This window comes from Pedobacter chinensis, from assembly GCF_003339865.1.
Lineage (GTDB): Bacteria > Bacteroidota > Bacteroidia > Sphingobacteriales > Sphingobacteriaceae > Pedobacter > Pedobacter chinensis.
This window is the reverse complement of the sequence record NZ_QPKV01000007.1, coordinates 131452-146811: the sequence shown is the minus strand read 5'-3', so window position 1 is coordinate 146811 and position 15360 is coordinate 131452. Positions and strand designations below refer to the sequence as shown.

Sequence of the window (15360 nt, the reverse complement as noted above, 5' to 3'; positions counted from 1 at the left end):
AATGCTTATAATTGAATGATTTTTAGAAATTCGTCCATAAACAAGTCTAATTGACAGGTTTTCATCAGCCGTTCATCGGGAGGCATCAATGTTGATCGGAAAACCACTTTACTGTTTACCTCGCTTTCTTTACGAAAGCGGGTGCTATTCTTGACCTGGTTCTGCATCAGGCTTATTCCCAATTGATGGATAAGAGTGTTATATACATCATATAAAGGTGTGCTTTCCCTGCCATCGACCTGGTTCCAGAAGAGGTTAATGGTTTGTATAGAAGTTTCACCTTCTTTCATGATGATATCTTTCATAAGCTGTGTGAAAACGAGCGTACTTTCCATTACTACACGGTCTGCCGTGATGGGTGTAAAAATGTGGTGCATTCCTGCCAGTGCTTTTAAAATGCCCGGCGTATTGACTGTTCCAGGCAGGTCAAAGAATACAGCATCGATTGGAACAGGAGATGCATTCACATATTCCTGAGCCGCTTCCAATACGCTATCTGCCCTGTGCTGAATAATTTCATATGCCTTTTTATTGATGGTCATAAATTGGTTGTACGCCTGTTTTTTCAAGGCTTCGTTTTCCATTACCATTTTTAAATCGCGGTCCTTCATTTTCAACAAGCTGTGCTGAGGGAAATCCGCATCAAATACGGCTACATTGTAGCCCAACCGGTAGTGCATCGTACTCGCTGCAAGCGTTGTAAACGTGCTTTTGCCAACACCGCCTTTTTGAGAAGAAAAGGCGATAAATACTGTTTTGTGTTTTACGTTCATCTTTTAATTATTTAATTGTTATATACTCAATCACCTATGTACATAAGTGCTTATTTCAGTAATCAGATACTTATGTACTACAGTAAATAGGTGTGCTGCTCTGTACCCATATACTTAGGCAGGTAATTATGCACCTGTATACCAGATTGCTTAAGTACTTATCTGTACACCTATATCGGTATGCAGATAAGCAGGTCTGTACAAGCTTATCTGCATTTGTGTGTACAGAACTACCTTTTCAGGTATCTAAATAGATAGCTTTCTATGTACCGGTTTCCTTATTTACCTACCTCGATAGTTAAGTACTTAGGTTGTTACCTGAATAACTATCTACGCACTTATATCCTTTTGTTGGTACAAATAAAAAGAGATTAACAAGCGGTTCTATCAAGGTGGCAGTATTTGGCACTCAAAGGCAGCGTTTGTCCGGGTATCGCATTGCAATACTCTTACGGGCAGGGCTTTACTTTGTAAAATGATTTTTATTAACGGATTTATGCAAAAGTCTTTTGACAAATCGGAGGGTAACGGGAACGGCATCGAGCCGTTTTTCCCTGTTACATTTAATCCGTCCCGCAGGGCGGATTTTTGTGTTCACCGGAACACGGCAAGTTGTGTTTTGAGGCACTCGAAACCGAGTTCGTGCCTCAAAACAACTTGCCCTTTGCAGGGGGCAGAAAACACCTTCCGAAGTCAGGGTTTTGTATGGATTATCTAACGATGAGCTCGCTGAAGCTCGGTTTTAAAATGGATTTGTGATGAAAGAGAACAGTTACAGAAAACAGAATAAGGGCGGACGGACACCGAAAACAGACCCAAGCATCCACCGCCACGTTTTCCGTCTTACCGACGAAGAAAACGCCAAACTTTTATCGCTTTTTGAAGCATCGGGAATGCCCAATAAAGCAAAGTTTATCATTTCCCTGCTGTTCAGTAAGGAAATGAAATCAGTTAAGATTGACAAAGGAACAGTTGATTTCTATATGCGGTTGACTTCGTTTCACAGTCAGTTTCGCTCCGTAGGTGTGAACTATAACCAGGTTGTAAAGCTATTGTACAAGCATTTTTCCGAGAAAAAAGCCGCAGCATTCCTTTACAAACTGGAAAAACAAACGGCTGAAATGGCGATGCTATGTCAAAAAATCATTCAGCTAACCGAAGAATTTGAAGCGAAGCACCTGAAAAAATAGCGGTAGAAATGATAGCAAAAATCGGAAGAAGCGGAAATTTATACGGGGCATTGGCGTACAATCAGCTTAAAGTGGAGAATGAAAACGGGCAGATTTTGTTTGCCAATAAGATGATTGAAACCGCAAGCGGTCATTATTCCGTAGCACAATTAGCCCAGTCTTTTGCACCTTACCTGATAGCCAACCGCAATACCGAGAAACACACCTTGCATATTTCGCTCAATCCTGACCCCAACGACAAGGTAAGCGATGACAAGTTTAGGGAAATGGCAGAACAGTATATGCGGGAAATGGGTTACGGCGAACAGCCTTTTGTCGTATTCAAACATACCGATATTGACCGTAGCCACATACACATTGTGTCGGTCTGCGTGGACGAGCAAGGCAAAAAGATTTCGGACAAATTCGAGAAAATGCGGTCTATGAATGTATGTCGTGAACTGGAAAATAAATACGGGCTGATACCCGCAACGGATAAGGAACGCAACCAGACGGATAAGATTTTCCGTCCGGTGGATTACCGGGCAGGCGATGTAAAGAGCCAAATCGCTGCGGTAGTCCGCCACTTGCCGAATTACTACCAGTACCAAACTTTGGGCGAATACAATGCCTTGCTTTCCCTGTTCAATATTACCACCGAGAAAATCGAGGGCGAATTACGGGGAAAGAGGCAACAGGGCTTATTATATATTCCGCTGAATGAAAAAGGAGAAAGAGCCGGGCATCCGTTCAAGGCTTCGCTGTTCGGGAAGAGCGCAGGGCTTCCTGCTTTGGAACTGCATTTTGCGAAATGCAAAACAGCTTTGAAAGACAGCCCGAGCAAACAGACCCTAAAATCTGCCGTTACCATAGCCCTGAAAACCACCAACGATGAACAGGCATTTAAAAAGCAGTTAGCGGAACAGGGCATTAACGTCGTAGTCCGCCGGAATGATACCGGGCGTATTTATGGTATCACATTTATTGACCACAATTCCAAAGCGGTTTGGAACGGTTCACGTTTAGCAACGGAACTTTCTGCCAACACCTTTAATGATTATTGGAACAATAACATCAAACCGGAGATAAAAGAACCTGCCGTATCACAACCCAAACTATCCACATCAAATGATGCGGATCTTCCTGCGGAAGAACCACACCATTTGTTCGACTTTTTAACTACGGACAAACACGAAGACGGTTTGATTGAAGCATTGGGCGGCTTATTGCCCGAAGCACAAGGCGAAGATTATGAGGAACAGGACTTTGCCAATAAGATGAAGAAGAAGCGCAAACGCCAAAGAGGTCAGGAATAGTATTCAGCCAAACACTGCCACACAACGCCACTGGCTGCCACATTCTTATAGCCACTCCATAGAGCCATTAAATTCACGCCCGAACATTAAAACTTAAAATAATGCAGGGAGAAGACGATTTAAGAGGGCTTGCCAAGATAATGGCTTTTATGCGGGCAGTAAGTATTCTTTTGGTACTGATGCACCTTTATTGGTTCTGTTACGGTTTCTTTTTGGAACGTGGCTGGACGTTGGAAGTAATCAACAAAATATTAGGGAATTTTCAGCGAACGGCAGGACTGTTTTCGCATACCTTATATACCAAAGCCTTTGCTTTGGTTCTATTGGCTTTAAGCTGCTTAGGCACAAAGGGCGTAAAGAATGAAAAGATAACCTGGACTAAAATTTACGTGGCTTTGGGCTTTGGCTTTGTCCTGTTCTTCCTGAACACACCACTGTTAAAGCTATCCCCGACAATAGGCACATTCCTGTATATCCTTACTATCTCGTTAGGTTATATCGCTTTGCTTATGGCAGGCGTATGGATGACCCGATTGCTCCGTACTAACCTGATGGATGACGTGTTCAACAACGAGAACGAGAGCTTCCAACAGGAAACCAAATTGATGGAAAACGAATACTCTGTCAATCTGCCTACCAAATTTTACTACAAAGGCAAATGGAACAACGGTTGGATAAACATTGTCAATCCTTTCAGGGCATCAATTGTGTTGGGTACTCCGGGTTCAGGTAAATCTTATGCTATCGTAAACAACTACATCAAGCAGCAGATAGAAAAAGGCTTTAGTATGTACATCTACGATTTCAAGTTCGACGACCTATCTACCATTGCCTACAATCATTTACTGAAGCATCGGGATAAGTATAAAGTTCAGCCGAAATTTTACGTGATAAATTTCGACGACCCACGCAAGAGCCACCGTTGCAACCCACTCAATCCCGACTTTATGACGGACATATCGGATGCCTACGAAGCGGCTTATACCATAATGCTGAACCTCAACAGGTCGTGGATACAGAAGCAAGGGGATTTCTTCGTGGAAAGCCCAATCATCTTGCTTGCAGCCATTATTTGGTATCTGAAAATCTACGAGGATGGCAAGTATTGTACATTCCCACACGCTATTGAATTGCTGAATAAAAAGTATTCTGATGTATTCACTATTTTAACCTCTTATCCTGATTTGGAAAACTATCTATCGCCCTTTATGGATGCGTGGCAGGGCGGCGCACAAGACCAGTTACAAGGTCAGATAGCCTCCGCTAAAATTCCATTGTCAAGAATGATTAGCCCGCAACTGTACTGGGTAATGACAGGCGATGATTTTACGTTGGATATCAATAACCCCAAAGAACCGAAGATTTTATGCGTAGGCAATAATCCCGACCGTCAAAATATCTACTCCGCAGCATTGGGTTTGTACAATTCGAGGATTGTAAAGCTGATTAATAAAAAAGGACAGCTAAAGAGTTCCGTTATCATAGATGAGTTGCCCACGATTTATTTCAGGGGACTGGATAATCTTATCGCAACGGCGAGAAGTAATAAGGTAGCGGTATGTTTGGGCTTTCAGGACTTTTCGCAATTAACAAGGGATTACGGCGACAAAGAGAGTAAAGTAATACAAAATACCGTCGGCAATATATTCAGTGGTCAGGTGGTTGGAGAAACTGCAAAATCACTTTCTGAACGGTTTGGTAAGGTGCTGCAAAAACGGCAGAGTATGACCATTAACCGCAACGATAAATCTACCTCTATCTCCACACAGTTAGACAGCCTTATTCCGGCTTCAAAAATATCAACGCTTACACAGGGTATGTTCGTCGGTTCCGTATCGGATAATTTCGATGAACGTATCGAGCAAAAGATATTCCACGCAGAAATTGTAGTGGATAATGAAAAGGTAGCAGCAGAAACCAAAGCCTACCAGCAGATACCTCAAATCCTATCTTTTGTAAATGAACAGGGCGAGGATAGGATGAAACAGGAAATTGAAGCCAATTATAGGCAGATAAAATCAGATATTCTGCATATTGTGGAGAGCGAAATTGAACGCATTAAGAATGACCCGGACTTACAACATTTGGTTCAGCAGGGGTAATTTTGATGCTCATATCAGCCCGCCCCCTGAAATAAATTTGTAAATTTGCAATTGGTATTAAAGGGCTAATAATGACAATTTTAATCATAGAGGATGACCAAAGGGTAGCCGAACTCATACAAAGGGGTTTGGAAGAGCAGGGCTTTGCCCCGACTTTGGCGTATGACGGGCTTTCGGGTAAGAAACTGGCATTGCAAAATAATTACGACCTGATTATTACGGATATTATTCTGCCCAAATTAGACGGGATAGACCTGTGCAGGCAAATCCGGGAAAGCAAGCCCGATACGCCTATTATTATGCTTACGGCATTGGGAACAACGGACGATAAGGTAGAGGGCTTTGATGCGGGAGCCGACGACTATCTGGTAAAACCCTTTGAAATGCGGGAACTGCTGGTGCGCATCCGGGCTTTGCTGAAACGCAACAATAAAACGGCAAACAGCACAGGCTTTATCCTGCGCTTTGCCGACCTTGAAATGAATTTGCATACCAAGATTGTAAAGCGTGACGGCACAGAAATCAGCCTGACACCAAAAGAATTTAATCTTTTGGAGTATATGCTGCAAAACCCTGAAAGGGTTTTATCAAGAGTGGAAATTGCGGAAAAGGTTTGGGACACGCATTTTGATACAGGCACTAACTTCATTGATGTGTACATCAATTACCTGCGGAAAAAAATTGACAGGGAATTTGACAGGAAACTCATTCATACCAAATCGGGCATGGGATTTATTTTAAAAGCGGAGTAATGAAAATCAGGACACGCCTAACGATATTATTTACCGTCATCACCGCTACTATTTTATTGGCGTTCGCTGCCGTTATCTATTATACCGCTAAAGAAAGCCGGGAACAGGAATTTTATGCGCTCCTTAAAAAAGAGGCTATCACGAAAGCCAATCTTTTTTTAAACGCCAGCGTGGATAAACAGACCTTGGAAGACATCTACCATAACAACCGGAAAATATTAAATGAAGTGGAAGTAGCCATTTATGATACAACATTTACCTTGCTGTATCATGATGCGGTCGATATTGATTTTGTAAAAGAAACCAGGCAAATGATAAACGAGATTAACCAACAGGGTGAAATCAGTTTTTATCAGAAAGATTGGCAGGTTATCGGGTTGCAATATGAATTTCAGGGCAAAAGTTTTATCGTTACCGCCGCAGCTTACGACCAGTACGGCTACAATAAATTAGACAACCTGTTTAAAACTATCGTTATCGTTTTCATCATTTCCATTTTGGTTATCTATATAGCCGGGCGTTTCTTTTCACGAAAAGCCTTTGAACCCGTAAAGGAAATGACCGAAAAAGCGGCAAACATTTCTGCCACGAACCTTGACTTGCGTTTGCCGGGCAACGGCAGCAAAGACGAACTTTCAGAGTTGGCAAATACATTCAACGAAATGCTGAACCGACTGGAAAATTCTTTTGATGCGCAAAAACACTTTGTTTCCAATATTTCCCACGAACTGCGGACACCGCTTGCAGCCATTATTACCGAGTTGGAATTATCTGCCAACAAAGAGCGGGATATTGAGGAATACAAAACGGCTATTCAGAACGTCCTGAATGATGCAAAAAAATTAGTCCGCCTTTCCAACAGCCTGCTGGATTTGGCAAAAGCCAGCTATGACCCTTCCGAAATTGCTTTTAAGCCGACCCGTATTGATGAAGCATTACTGGACGCAAGGCAGCAGGTACATAAGGCGAACCCGGACTACAAAATTGACATTCACTTTGAAAATGATTTTGAAAGCGACAACCAAATCTCCGTAAACGGTAACGAGTACCTTTTGAAAGTGGCTTTTGTAAACCTGTTTGAGAACGGCTGCAAATTTTCAGATGACAGGCAAAGCACCGTTACCATTACGTTCAGCGGTGAAAAAATCATACTGCGGTTTGCCGACAAAGGCATCGGTATTTCCGGGGATGATATGAAAAATATCTTTACCCCTTTCTATCGTGGCGAAAACAAAACATTTGCAGAGGGCAACGGCATCGGGCTTTCGCTTACACAAAAGATTATCGCCCTGCACAAAGGCACAATCGCAGTGAAGTCCAAAGAAAAACAGGGAACAACCTTTACCGTTGAGTTGCCCGTAGTAGGCAGTTAAAGCTACTAAACAGCCTTTTTATTTTCCTTCCGAACGGTAAATCAGCAACGGTACGGCTGAATGGTACGCCAGCTTTTTGGTAACGCTGGACTTAAACATTCCTTGCAGAAACCCATACTTTCCCGCAATGCTGATTAACAGTTGTGCGTGGTTGTCCTTTGCAAAATCGGCAACGCTGTCTGCGGTATTTTGGGCGGTAAGGAAATGGAACGTGGGGTTCAGTTCTTCAAACATATCGAATATATCCTTTAGCCCCGCATACAAAACAGGTTTGGGCGTTTTATCTTTCTTCCTGCCTACATTGACAATCATAAGGTTTGCACCGAGTGTCTTTACAAATGTTTGGATGGCATCGTGCGGCGTATGGCTTTTCAAATCGGGAATTATCGGCAGGGCAAGTGCCACATTTTCCATCTTTGCAAAACGTGCCTTTGCAGGAATAACCAGTACAGGAACGTCCGCATTTTCCGAAACCTCAAAAACGCTGCTCCCGATTAGCTTCTGCCCGGCTTTATTGCGCCCCGTTATGCCCATTACAATAAACGAAACCTGATATTGCCGTACCAAAGCGGCAACGCCTTCGCTTAACCCATCGTTGTTCACGATACAGGTAATCTCCGCTTTGTCTTTTGAGGCTAACCGCTCCTTAATGCTTTCCAGCTCTTTCAAAAGGACATCGTTAGCTGTGCTTGCAGCACTGTTACTATGGTACAGAATAACCCTGCCACCATCCAATTGGGCTGACCAGTTGGCTGCGTATTGTGCAGCATCTAAAGCGTTTTCCGAAAAATCAATCGGCACAAGCAATGTTCTCATATCATCCGGTGATTTAATAATAAGCAAATTCAAAGGTAGCCATTACCACCCGCTTCGCATACGCAGGGTATGCTTCTAATAAAATTCTAATTTTTTTCTGTTGCTTCTCTAATAATACTTTCTTCAAGATGTAAATAATTTTGTTTAAGTTAAATACCCCGCAATGCTATTCCTTTTGAAAAACACAACTTTGTACAAGAATTTCAACCAAAGCAAATTCAGCCATTTTATTAAAGTATATGCAATATATGTTTTAATTCTAATCCCCTTTTTATCAACTGCTCAAATTCCTTCCTATTATTCGGGAATTAATTTTACGCTTACAGGCAATGATTTAAAACAAGAATTATCACTGCTAATCATTACAACACATACCAATATCCTGCCTTACACATCAAGCACAATGCCCGATGTTTGGGACGCTTTAAAGCAATCTGATTTAGACCCGGCAAACAGCGGTAATGTTTTGCTGATTTACGGTTGGAACGATACCGATGCCATTGTAGATAATGACCGTACAAGGGATAAAAATTTATCGTGTCATACATCTTCCTGTACAGGAAAATGGGTTCGTGAACATACTTATCCACGTTCATTAGGAACACCAAATTTAGGTTTTGAAAATGCAGGTGCGGATGCCCATCATTTAAGACCTATTGATGATAGCAGAAACGGAACACGCAGCAACAACAAGTTTACCGCAGGAAGCGGGCGCCTCGTATAAGCCTACTTCCCTTACGTGGTATCCAGGCGATGAATGGAAAGGCGATGTAGCCCGTATGATGATGTATATGTATCTACGCTACCCCACGCAATGTTTACCGAACAATGTAGCCGTTGGTTCTGCTTCTTATTCCCCTTTTGGCGATATGCCTGATATATTTTTAGAATGGAATGCGGAAGACCCTGTTGCCGCACACGAATTAGTGAGGAATGATGTATTGCAGGGAATGCAGGGCAACCGTAATCCGTTTATAGATAATCCATATTTAGCAACATTAATTTGGAACGGTCCGCAAGCGGAAGACACGTGGGATTTGCAAAACCTTTCGACGGGAGTATCATATACTTATTCAGAGAAGATTAAATTATATCCAACCGTAACAACGGATTATGTAAACGTAGTTTATCCTAATGGCAACACATTTCAATATGTGATTTATAACCAAATGGGGCAAAAAATTATGTCAGGAAAAACTACCGATAAAATTGACGTATCAGGTTATTCATCAGGTATGTATTATATCATATTGGAAAGTAATAACCATTATAATTCCTATAAAATAATCAAACAATAGCAGGCTCAATGACTTTCCAATTGAATAGGGATATGAGATACAGAGGTCAGACATTCCTTAATTCCTAAAAAATATAGATGAAAGCACTTTACTACTGCACAATGACCGTACTGCTTATATGTATGCTGTCCAATGCCTATTGCCTGTTAATCCTGCATCATAGCCATCCGTTCTTAAAAATAGTCAACATCATAACCCCTGTGGTGGTACTGTTCTATTTGGCTTCCGTTATTCAAAAGAGAAAAAAACTCCTGAAACGGAAAAATGAGCAGGGCAACCTCAATTAGTGATTAAAGAACTTTCAGGCAACCGCTTTTCCTACGCTCTAATAAAATTCTAATTTTTTTCTGTTGCTTCTCTAACTGTGATTGCAGTAGGCAGTGAAGACCTTTGTGCCTTACAATAATTAAAGCGTTTCACAAATGGAAATCTTGGAGTTTGCAATACGGCTATCTGCTGCATTACTGTTCGGTGTCGCTATCGGCGTAGAACGGCAGTGGCGGCAAAAGAGCGCAGGGCTTCGCACCAATACACTGGTGTCGTTGGGTTCGGCTGCCTTCATCCTGATTTCGGCTTCCCTTACCGACAGTACGGGCGACCCAAGCCGTATTGCGGCACAGATTGTAACAGGTATCGGTTTCTTGGGCGCAGGGGTAATCATGAAAGACGGTTTAAGTGTGCAGGGCTTGAATACGGCTGCCACCATTTGGTGTTCGGCTGCGGTAGGTTCGCTCTGCGGTTTGGGCTTGTTTGCGCAGGCAGGTGTGGTTACAGCCTTCATTATGCTTACCCATATACTGCTTCGCCCCGTTGGACAAAAATTGAGTTTGCTTTCTTTCAACAAGACCGCCACAACGCAAATCGACTACCTGTTCACGATTAAATGCAAAACCGAAGTGGAAAACCACATCCGGGTACGGCTGATGCAGATGCTCGGCAATGACGAGAAACTATTGCTAAAGTCGTTGACCAGCGATGATACGGATGATGTAACCCATGTAACCATCACGGCGGTTATTAAAGCCGTAACCCCGCAGGACAGCCTGATGGAACGTGTAGCCAGCCGTTTGACCATCGAGGACAAAGTAATCAAAGTAAGCTGGGAGATTATAGGAACACAATCAGAATTATAACAGTGATGTTAAACAGCCACATATCCGTATTGCTGCTTTCGGCAGGCATTGCTTCAGACAACCTTGTACTGGCAGCAATGAGCCGGAATACCGCCTATGTGGTGAAGCCGGGAAAGCCGTTGCTGATACTCTTTATGTTGCTCAACATCCAAATGATGGCTTTCACATACGGCGGATGGGCGGGTACGGCTTTGATAAGCTATCTGCCCGGCTACGGGTACTGGTTTGCCATTTTTATGCTCTGTGCAACCGCCCTGCGTATGTACCGGGAATGGCGCAGCGAGAAAATGAAGGATATGGAAATTGAATTTGGGCTGGATGGTTTTTTGGGGATTGCCTGCGCTACATCCATCTATGTATTTGTATTGGGCTTGTCACTGAAAAGCCTTCAAATGTATGAACCGTCAGCCTATTTACTGTCCATGTGCGTATTGGGAACCATGATGCTGCTCGGCTGGTATTTGGGGCAGTTCCAGCAATTCAGGCTATTAAAAGCCATTAAGATAACCGCCCTCGTGATGATGGTTACGGGGATTTCAATACTTATTTATAAAATACTATAAGAAGCGATATTATGATGACAAAAAAAGACAAAATAAAAAACCCGCTCCATTCCGTAATTAATTCAAGCGGTATGAATATGGGAACCGTTACCAAGTTGCAGAACGCTTCCCGTCAGGACGATAACTTTGTTTATGCGATGCTGGAAACCAGCGAGGAAGGCATAAGCATTGTAACGGCAGATGAAAGAAGACTGAAATTCGGAGCCAATGAATTGCAGCACCAAAAAGCAGCCAAATGGTATGTGCAGCTATTGAAGGCATTTGCCAATCCGTTTATCTATATCCTGTTGGTCATCGCCACTGTTTCCTTTGTGATTGATGTATGGCTGCCCTCTGTCGAAGACCGTGATTTCAAAACCGTCATCGTGGTTTCCATTATGGTGCTGGTCAGTGCGCTTTTGCGTTTTGTGCAGGAGTACCGGAGCAATTCGGCTGCCGAAAAGCTGAAAAGCATGGTAAAGACCACCGCCACCGTATTGCGGAAATTTGTGGGCAGGAAAGAAATCCCGATAGGTGAGCTTGTACCGGGCGATATTGTATATCTGTCTGCCGGGGATATGATACCTGCGGATTGCCGCATCGTACAGAGCAAAGACCTGTTCGTAAGCGAAAGTATGCTTACAGGGGAAGCCCTGCCCGTTGAAAAAAGCCATTTCCCCATACGTGATGCCGGGAAAAAGCAGCCCACCGAACTGAATAATATCTGCTTCATGGGTACGAATGTGGTAAGCGGTTCCGCTACGGCGGTGGTAGTTGCCACAGGCAGCTATACTTTTTTCGGCAGTATCAGCAAATCCATTGTAGGCGAACGCCCTGAAACCAGCTTTGACAAAGGCATTAACAAGGTCAGCTTTCTGCTCATACGCTTCATGCTGGTGATGGTTCCGCTTATTTTTTTAATCAACGGTTTGCTGAAAGGCGATTGGGCAGAGGCATTACTTTTTGCCATTGCCGTAGCGGTGGGCTTAACGCCCGAAATGTTGCCCATGATTGTAACGGCTAACTTGGCAAAGGGAGCCGTAAATATGAGCAAACGCAAAGTGATTGTAAAGCGTTTGAACTCCATTCAGAACATCGGGGCAATGGATATTCTCTGCACCGATAAGACCGGGACATTGACACTGGATAAAATCGTGCTGGAAAAGCACCTGAATGTGGATGGCATAGAAGATGATGAAGTATTGAAATGGGCTTACCTCAATAGCTTTCACCAAACGGGGTTGAAGAACCTGATGGATAAAGCGGTATTGGAACACGTAGAGGTACACGACTACCTGAAAGTAGAAGAACAGTACATCAAAGTTGATGAAATCCCTTTTGATTTCGGGCGCAGGCGCATGTCTGTTGTGCTGAAAAAACATAATGGCAAGCACCTGCTGATTTGCAAGGGAGCCGTTGAAGAAATGCTGGAATTATGCACCAGTGCCTTTGACCCCGGAGAAGACCGCAGCCTCCATATCGAGAATGATACCGTAGTGCCTATGGATGATACGATGCGCAAGATTGTATTGAACACATCCAAAAGAATGAATGAAGAAGGGCTTAGGGTGTTGCTGGTTGCCATCCGTGAATTTGAAGGAACGCACCCGCTTACCTACTCCGTTGAAGATGAAAAGCAGTTGACATTAACAGGTTTTATCGGGTTTCTTGACCCTGCAAAACCATCCTCAAAGCCCGCTATTGAAGCCTTGCATAAACTTGGTGTGGAAATTAAGGTGCTGACAGGCGATAATGAAACGGTTACAAAGAAGATTTGCAACGATGTGGGCATTCCCGTTCAGCAGCTTATCAATGGCAGCGATTTGGAAAAACTGACGGATGATGAACTGTTGCAGCAGATTGATACGGTTTCTGTTTTCGCCAAGCTGAACCCCCTGCAAAAAGTAAGGGTGGTAAAGGCATTGCGCAGCAAAGGGCATACCGTAGGCTTTATGGGCGATGGCATCAACGATGCCGCAGCACTGAAAGAAGCCGATGTGGGCATTAGTGTAGATACAGCCGTGGACATCACGAAGGAAAGTGCCGACATTATCTTATTGGAAAAAGACCTGATGGTACTGCGTAAAGGCGTGATATACGGCAGAAGGACTTTTGGCAATATCATCAAGTACATCAAAATGACCGCCAGCAGCAATTTCGGTAATATGTTCAGTATGCTCGGAGCCAGTGCGTTTTTACCGTTCCTGCCCATGCTGCCCGTACACCTGCTCATACAAAACCTGTTGTACGATATATCGCAGATTTCTATTCCGTGGGATAAAATGGATGAAGAATTTATCCAAAAGCCAAAAAAATGGGATGCCGGGAGCGTTTCAAAGTTTATGCTTTTCATCGGCCCGATAAGCTCCATTTTTGATTTTGCAACATTTGCCGTCATGTTCTATGTGTTCAAGGCAAATGCACCGGAACACCAAATGCTCTTTCAAAGCGGCTGGTTTGTAGAAGGGCTGCTTTCGCAAACGCTCATTATACACATGATACGTACCCGGAAGATACCGTTCATACAAAGTTGGGCAGCTACCCCGGTAGTAGCCCTGACCTCCCTGATTATGGCAATCGGTATCATGATACCTTTTTCACCTTTTGCAGCAGCATTGAAAATGCAGCCATTGCCACTGGCTTACTTTCCGTGGCTGATAGGCATATTGACGGGTTATTGCCTGCTCACCCAACTCGTGAAAAATTGGTTTATCAGGAAATTCAACACCTGGTTATAGTGAGGAAAACGGGTTGCGGAAAAAACATCTTTCCGCCCCGTTTTCTATATGGAAGCCCTCTAATAAAATTCTAATTTTTTTCTGTCGGTTCTCTAACTGCCAAAGAAGGACAACCTTTTGACCTTTGCATTGCATTCTGTCAAAGGAGTGCAAAAGGCGATATTTTAAGCGTAAATCAAATTAAATATTGAATATAATGATGACCCAAACAAACAAAGTCCGCAGCAATATAACAGCCTTGTTGTTGCTTGCCGTGACATCTTCGTTCCTGCTGCATTCCTGCGGTAACTCCAAAGAAGAAGACCACGGACACACCGCAGGCTACACCATCAAAGGAGATACGGTAGTCCTGACGGAAAACTCAAATATAAAATCCAAGCTGAATTTCAGCACCGTAGCCGAGCAGGATTTTGTAATGGAACTGACCACTGCTGGCATCGTGAGAGCTATCCCGACCGCCTATGCAGAAATAGCACCTCCTTTTGCCGGTAGGGTTTTGAAATCTTATGTAAGGCTTGGGCAAAAGGTAAATGCTGGCTCACCTGTATTTGAAATCAGCTCACCGGACTATTTCAATTCACAAAAAGAATATTTTGATGCCAAGCAGGAATTTCGTCAGGCTGAACTCAACCTAAAACGCCAGCAGGATTTGCTGAAAAATGGTGTGGGAGTACAACGGGAGCTGGAAGAAGCCGAAACAGAATTTACGACCAAAAAATCGGCGTTGTCCAATGCTTCGGCAGCATTGAAGATTTTTAACATTGACCCCGAAAACACAGTTTTGGGGCAGGCTCTTATTGTAGTATCCCCGATACGGGGCGACATCCTTACCAATAATATCGTTATCGGACAGTATTTAAGAGAGGATGCCGAGCCGCTTGCTATTGTCGCCGAGCTGTCCAAAGTGTGGATAGTCGGTCAGGTTAAGGAAAAAGACATACGTTTCATCCGTGGATTGGACGAGGTAGAGGTTATGGTTGCTGCCTTCCCAGACAGAACTATCAAGGGAAAAATCTACCATGTCAACGAAATCGTCAATGAAGAAACCCGCAGCGTGGAAGTATTGGTGGAATGTGAAAACCCAAACCACGATTTAAAGCCGGGTATGTACGTGACCGTCCTATTCAAAGATACTCCTGAAATTGCCATATTGGTTCCTTCCAAATCCGTATTCCAAAAGGAAGATAAGCAATTCGTTTTCGTAAAGATGGACGATACCCGGTTTGAGAAAAGACAAATTGAAACTGCGGGTACTTCCAACGGGAGCGTCATCGTTACATCCGGCTTGCGGACAGGTGAAGTGATTGTATCGGAAGGAGGTTCTCTGATGATTAGGAATTACTGATAC

At 43.4% G+C, this 15360-nt stretch carries 12 protein-coding genes and 1 pseudogene; 11 read left to right on the top strand and 2 right to left on the bottom strand.

Features of this window, described 5'->3' with window-relative positions:
- Positions 1-5 precede the first annotated feature (5 nt).
- Positions 6-773, bottom strand: coding sequence for a ParA family protein (locus DU508_RS17290; protein WP_115404022.1), 768 nt, complete (start codon positions 771-773; stop codon positions 6-8).
- A 758-nt stretch (positions 774-1531) separates the two neighbouring features.
- On the opposite strand from DU508_RS17290, the gene mobA reads away from it, so the two are divergent.
- The 5 genes from mobA to DU508_RS17265 all read left to right on the top strand — a co-directional run bounded on the left by mobA (position 1532) and on the right by DU508_RS17265 (position 7485).
- Entirely contained in the window at positions 1532-1963 is a 432-nt protein-coding gene (mobA, locus tag DU508_RS17285; protein ID WP_115404021.1) for a conjugal transfer protein MobA, read from the top strand.
- Positions 1964-1971: 8 nt separating this feature from the next.
- Positions 1972-3258: a conjugal transfer protein MobB gene (mobB, locus tag DU508_RS17280; RefSeq protein WP_115404020.1), complete on the top strand. Its 1287-nt coding sequence runs from the start codon at positions 1972-1974 to the stop codon at positions 3256-3258.
- Positions 3259-3359: 101 nt separating this feature from the next.
- Positions 3360-5360, top strand: a complete 2001-nt coding sequence (mobC, locus tag DU508_RS17275) for a conjugal transfer protein MobC (protein ID WP_115404019.1) — start codon at positions 3360-3362, stop codon at positions 5358-5360.
- A 71-nt stretch (positions 5361-5431) separates the two neighbouring features.
- Positions 5432-6112, top strand: a complete 681-nt coding sequence (locus DU508_RS17270; protein ID WP_115404018.1) for a response regulator transcription factor — start codon at positions 5432-5434, stop codon at positions 6110-6112.
- 227 nt (positions 6113-6339) lie between these two features.
- A complete protein-coding gene (locus DU508_RS17265) occupies positions 6340-7485 on the top strand; it encodes a HAMP domain-containing sensor histidine kinase (protein WP_233509662.1) in 1146 nt (381 codons plus the stop codon).
- Positions 7486-7503: 18 nt separating this feature from the next.
- Here the strand turns inward: DU508_RS17265 and DU508_RS17260 are convergent, their stop codons facing one another.
- On the bottom strand, positions 7504-8301 hold the full coding sequence (locus DU508_RS17260) for a universal stress protein (protein ID WP_115404016.1): 798 nt from the start codon (positions 8299-8301) through the stop codon (positions 7504-7506).
- 163 nt (positions 8302-8464) lie between these two features.
- Here DU508_RS17260 and DU508_RS17255 point away from each other — a divergent pair.
- The 6 genes and pseudogenes from DU508_RS17255 to DU508_RS17230 form a co-directional block, all read left to right on the top strand.
- Positions 8465-9227 (top strand): annotated as a pseudogene (locus DU508_RS17255) (endonuclease); the annotation flags it as partial.
- Positions 9228-9251: 24 nt separating this feature from the next.
- Positions 9252-9599 (top strand): T9SS type A sorting domain-containing protein, encoded by a 348-nt coding sequence (locus tag DU508_RS24355; protein WP_394341378.1) that lies wholly within the window; start codon positions 9252-9254, stop codon positions 9597-9599.
- Positions 9600-10021: 422 nt separating this feature from the next.
- On the top strand, positions 10022-10732 hold the full coding sequence (locus tag DU508_RS17245; protein WP_115404013.1) for an MgtC/SapB family protein: 711 nt from the start codon (positions 10022-10024) through the stop codon (positions 10730-10732).
- A gap of 5 nt (positions 10733-10737) precedes the next feature.
- Positions 10738-11295: a manganese efflux pump gene (locus DU508_RS17240; RefSeq protein ID WP_115404012.1), complete on the top strand. Its 558-nt coding sequence runs from the start codon at positions 10738-10740 to the stop codon at positions 11293-11295.
- A gap of 11 nt (positions 11296-11306) precedes the next feature.
- A complete protein-coding gene (gene mgtA / locus DU508_RS17235) occupies positions 11307-14012 on the top strand; it encodes a magnesium-translocating P-type ATPase (protein ID WP_115404011.1) in 2706 nt (901 codons plus the stop codon).
- A gap of 196 nt (positions 14013-14208) precedes the next feature.
- Complete coding sequence (locus DU508_RS17230; RefSeq protein ID WP_199562735.1) at positions 14209-15357, top strand: efflux RND transporter periplasmic adaptor subunit; 1149 nt, start codon at positions 14209-14211, stop codon at positions 15355-15357.
- The last annotated feature ends 3 nt before the right edge of the window (positions 15358-15360 follow it).

Bases quoted from the DNA above. Each gene is read 5' to 3' on its own strand.
- DU508_RS17290 (WP_115404022.1), bottom strand. From the start codon at position 773: ATGAACGTAAAACACAAAACAGTATTTATCGCCTTTTCTTCTCAAAAA.
- mobA (WP_115404021.1), top strand. From the start codon at position 1,532: ATGAAAGAGAACAGTTACAGAAAACAGAATAAGGGCGGACGGACACCG.
- mobB (WP_115404020.1), top strand. From the start codon at position 1,972: ATGATAGCAAAAATCGGAAGAAGCGGAAATTTATACGGGGCATTGGCG.
- mgtA (WP_115404011.1), top strand. From the start codon at position 11,307: ATGATGACAAAAAAAGACAAAATAAAAAACCCGCTCCATTCCGTAATT.
- DU508_RS17245 (WP_115404013.1), top strand. From the start codon at position 10,022: ATGGAAATCTTGGAGTTTGCAATACGGCTATCTGCTGCATTACTGTTC.
- mobC (WP_115404019.1), top strand. From the start codon at position 3,360: ATGCAGGGAGAAGACGATTTAAGAGGGCTTGCCAAGATAATGGCTTTT.
- DU508_RS17260 (WP_115404016.1), bottom strand. From the start codon at position 8,301: ATGAGAACATTGCTTGTGCCGATTGATTTTTCGGAAAACGCTTTAGAT.
- DU508_RS17240 (WP_115404012.1), top strand. From the start codon at position 10,738: ATGTTAAACAGCCACATATCCGTATTGCTGCTTTCGGCAGGCATTGCT.
- DU508_RS24355 (WP_394341378.1), top strand. From the start codon at position 9,252: ATGCAGGGCAACCGTAATCCGTTTATAGATAATCCATATTTAGCAACA.
- DU508_RS17230 (WP_199562735.1), top strand. From the start codon at position 14,209: ATGATGACCCAAACAAACAAAGTCCGCAGCAATATAACAGCCTTGTTG.
- DU508_RS17270 (WP_115404018.1), top strand. From the start codon at position 5,432: ATGACAATTTTAATCATAGAGGATGACCAAAGGGTAGCCGAACTCATA.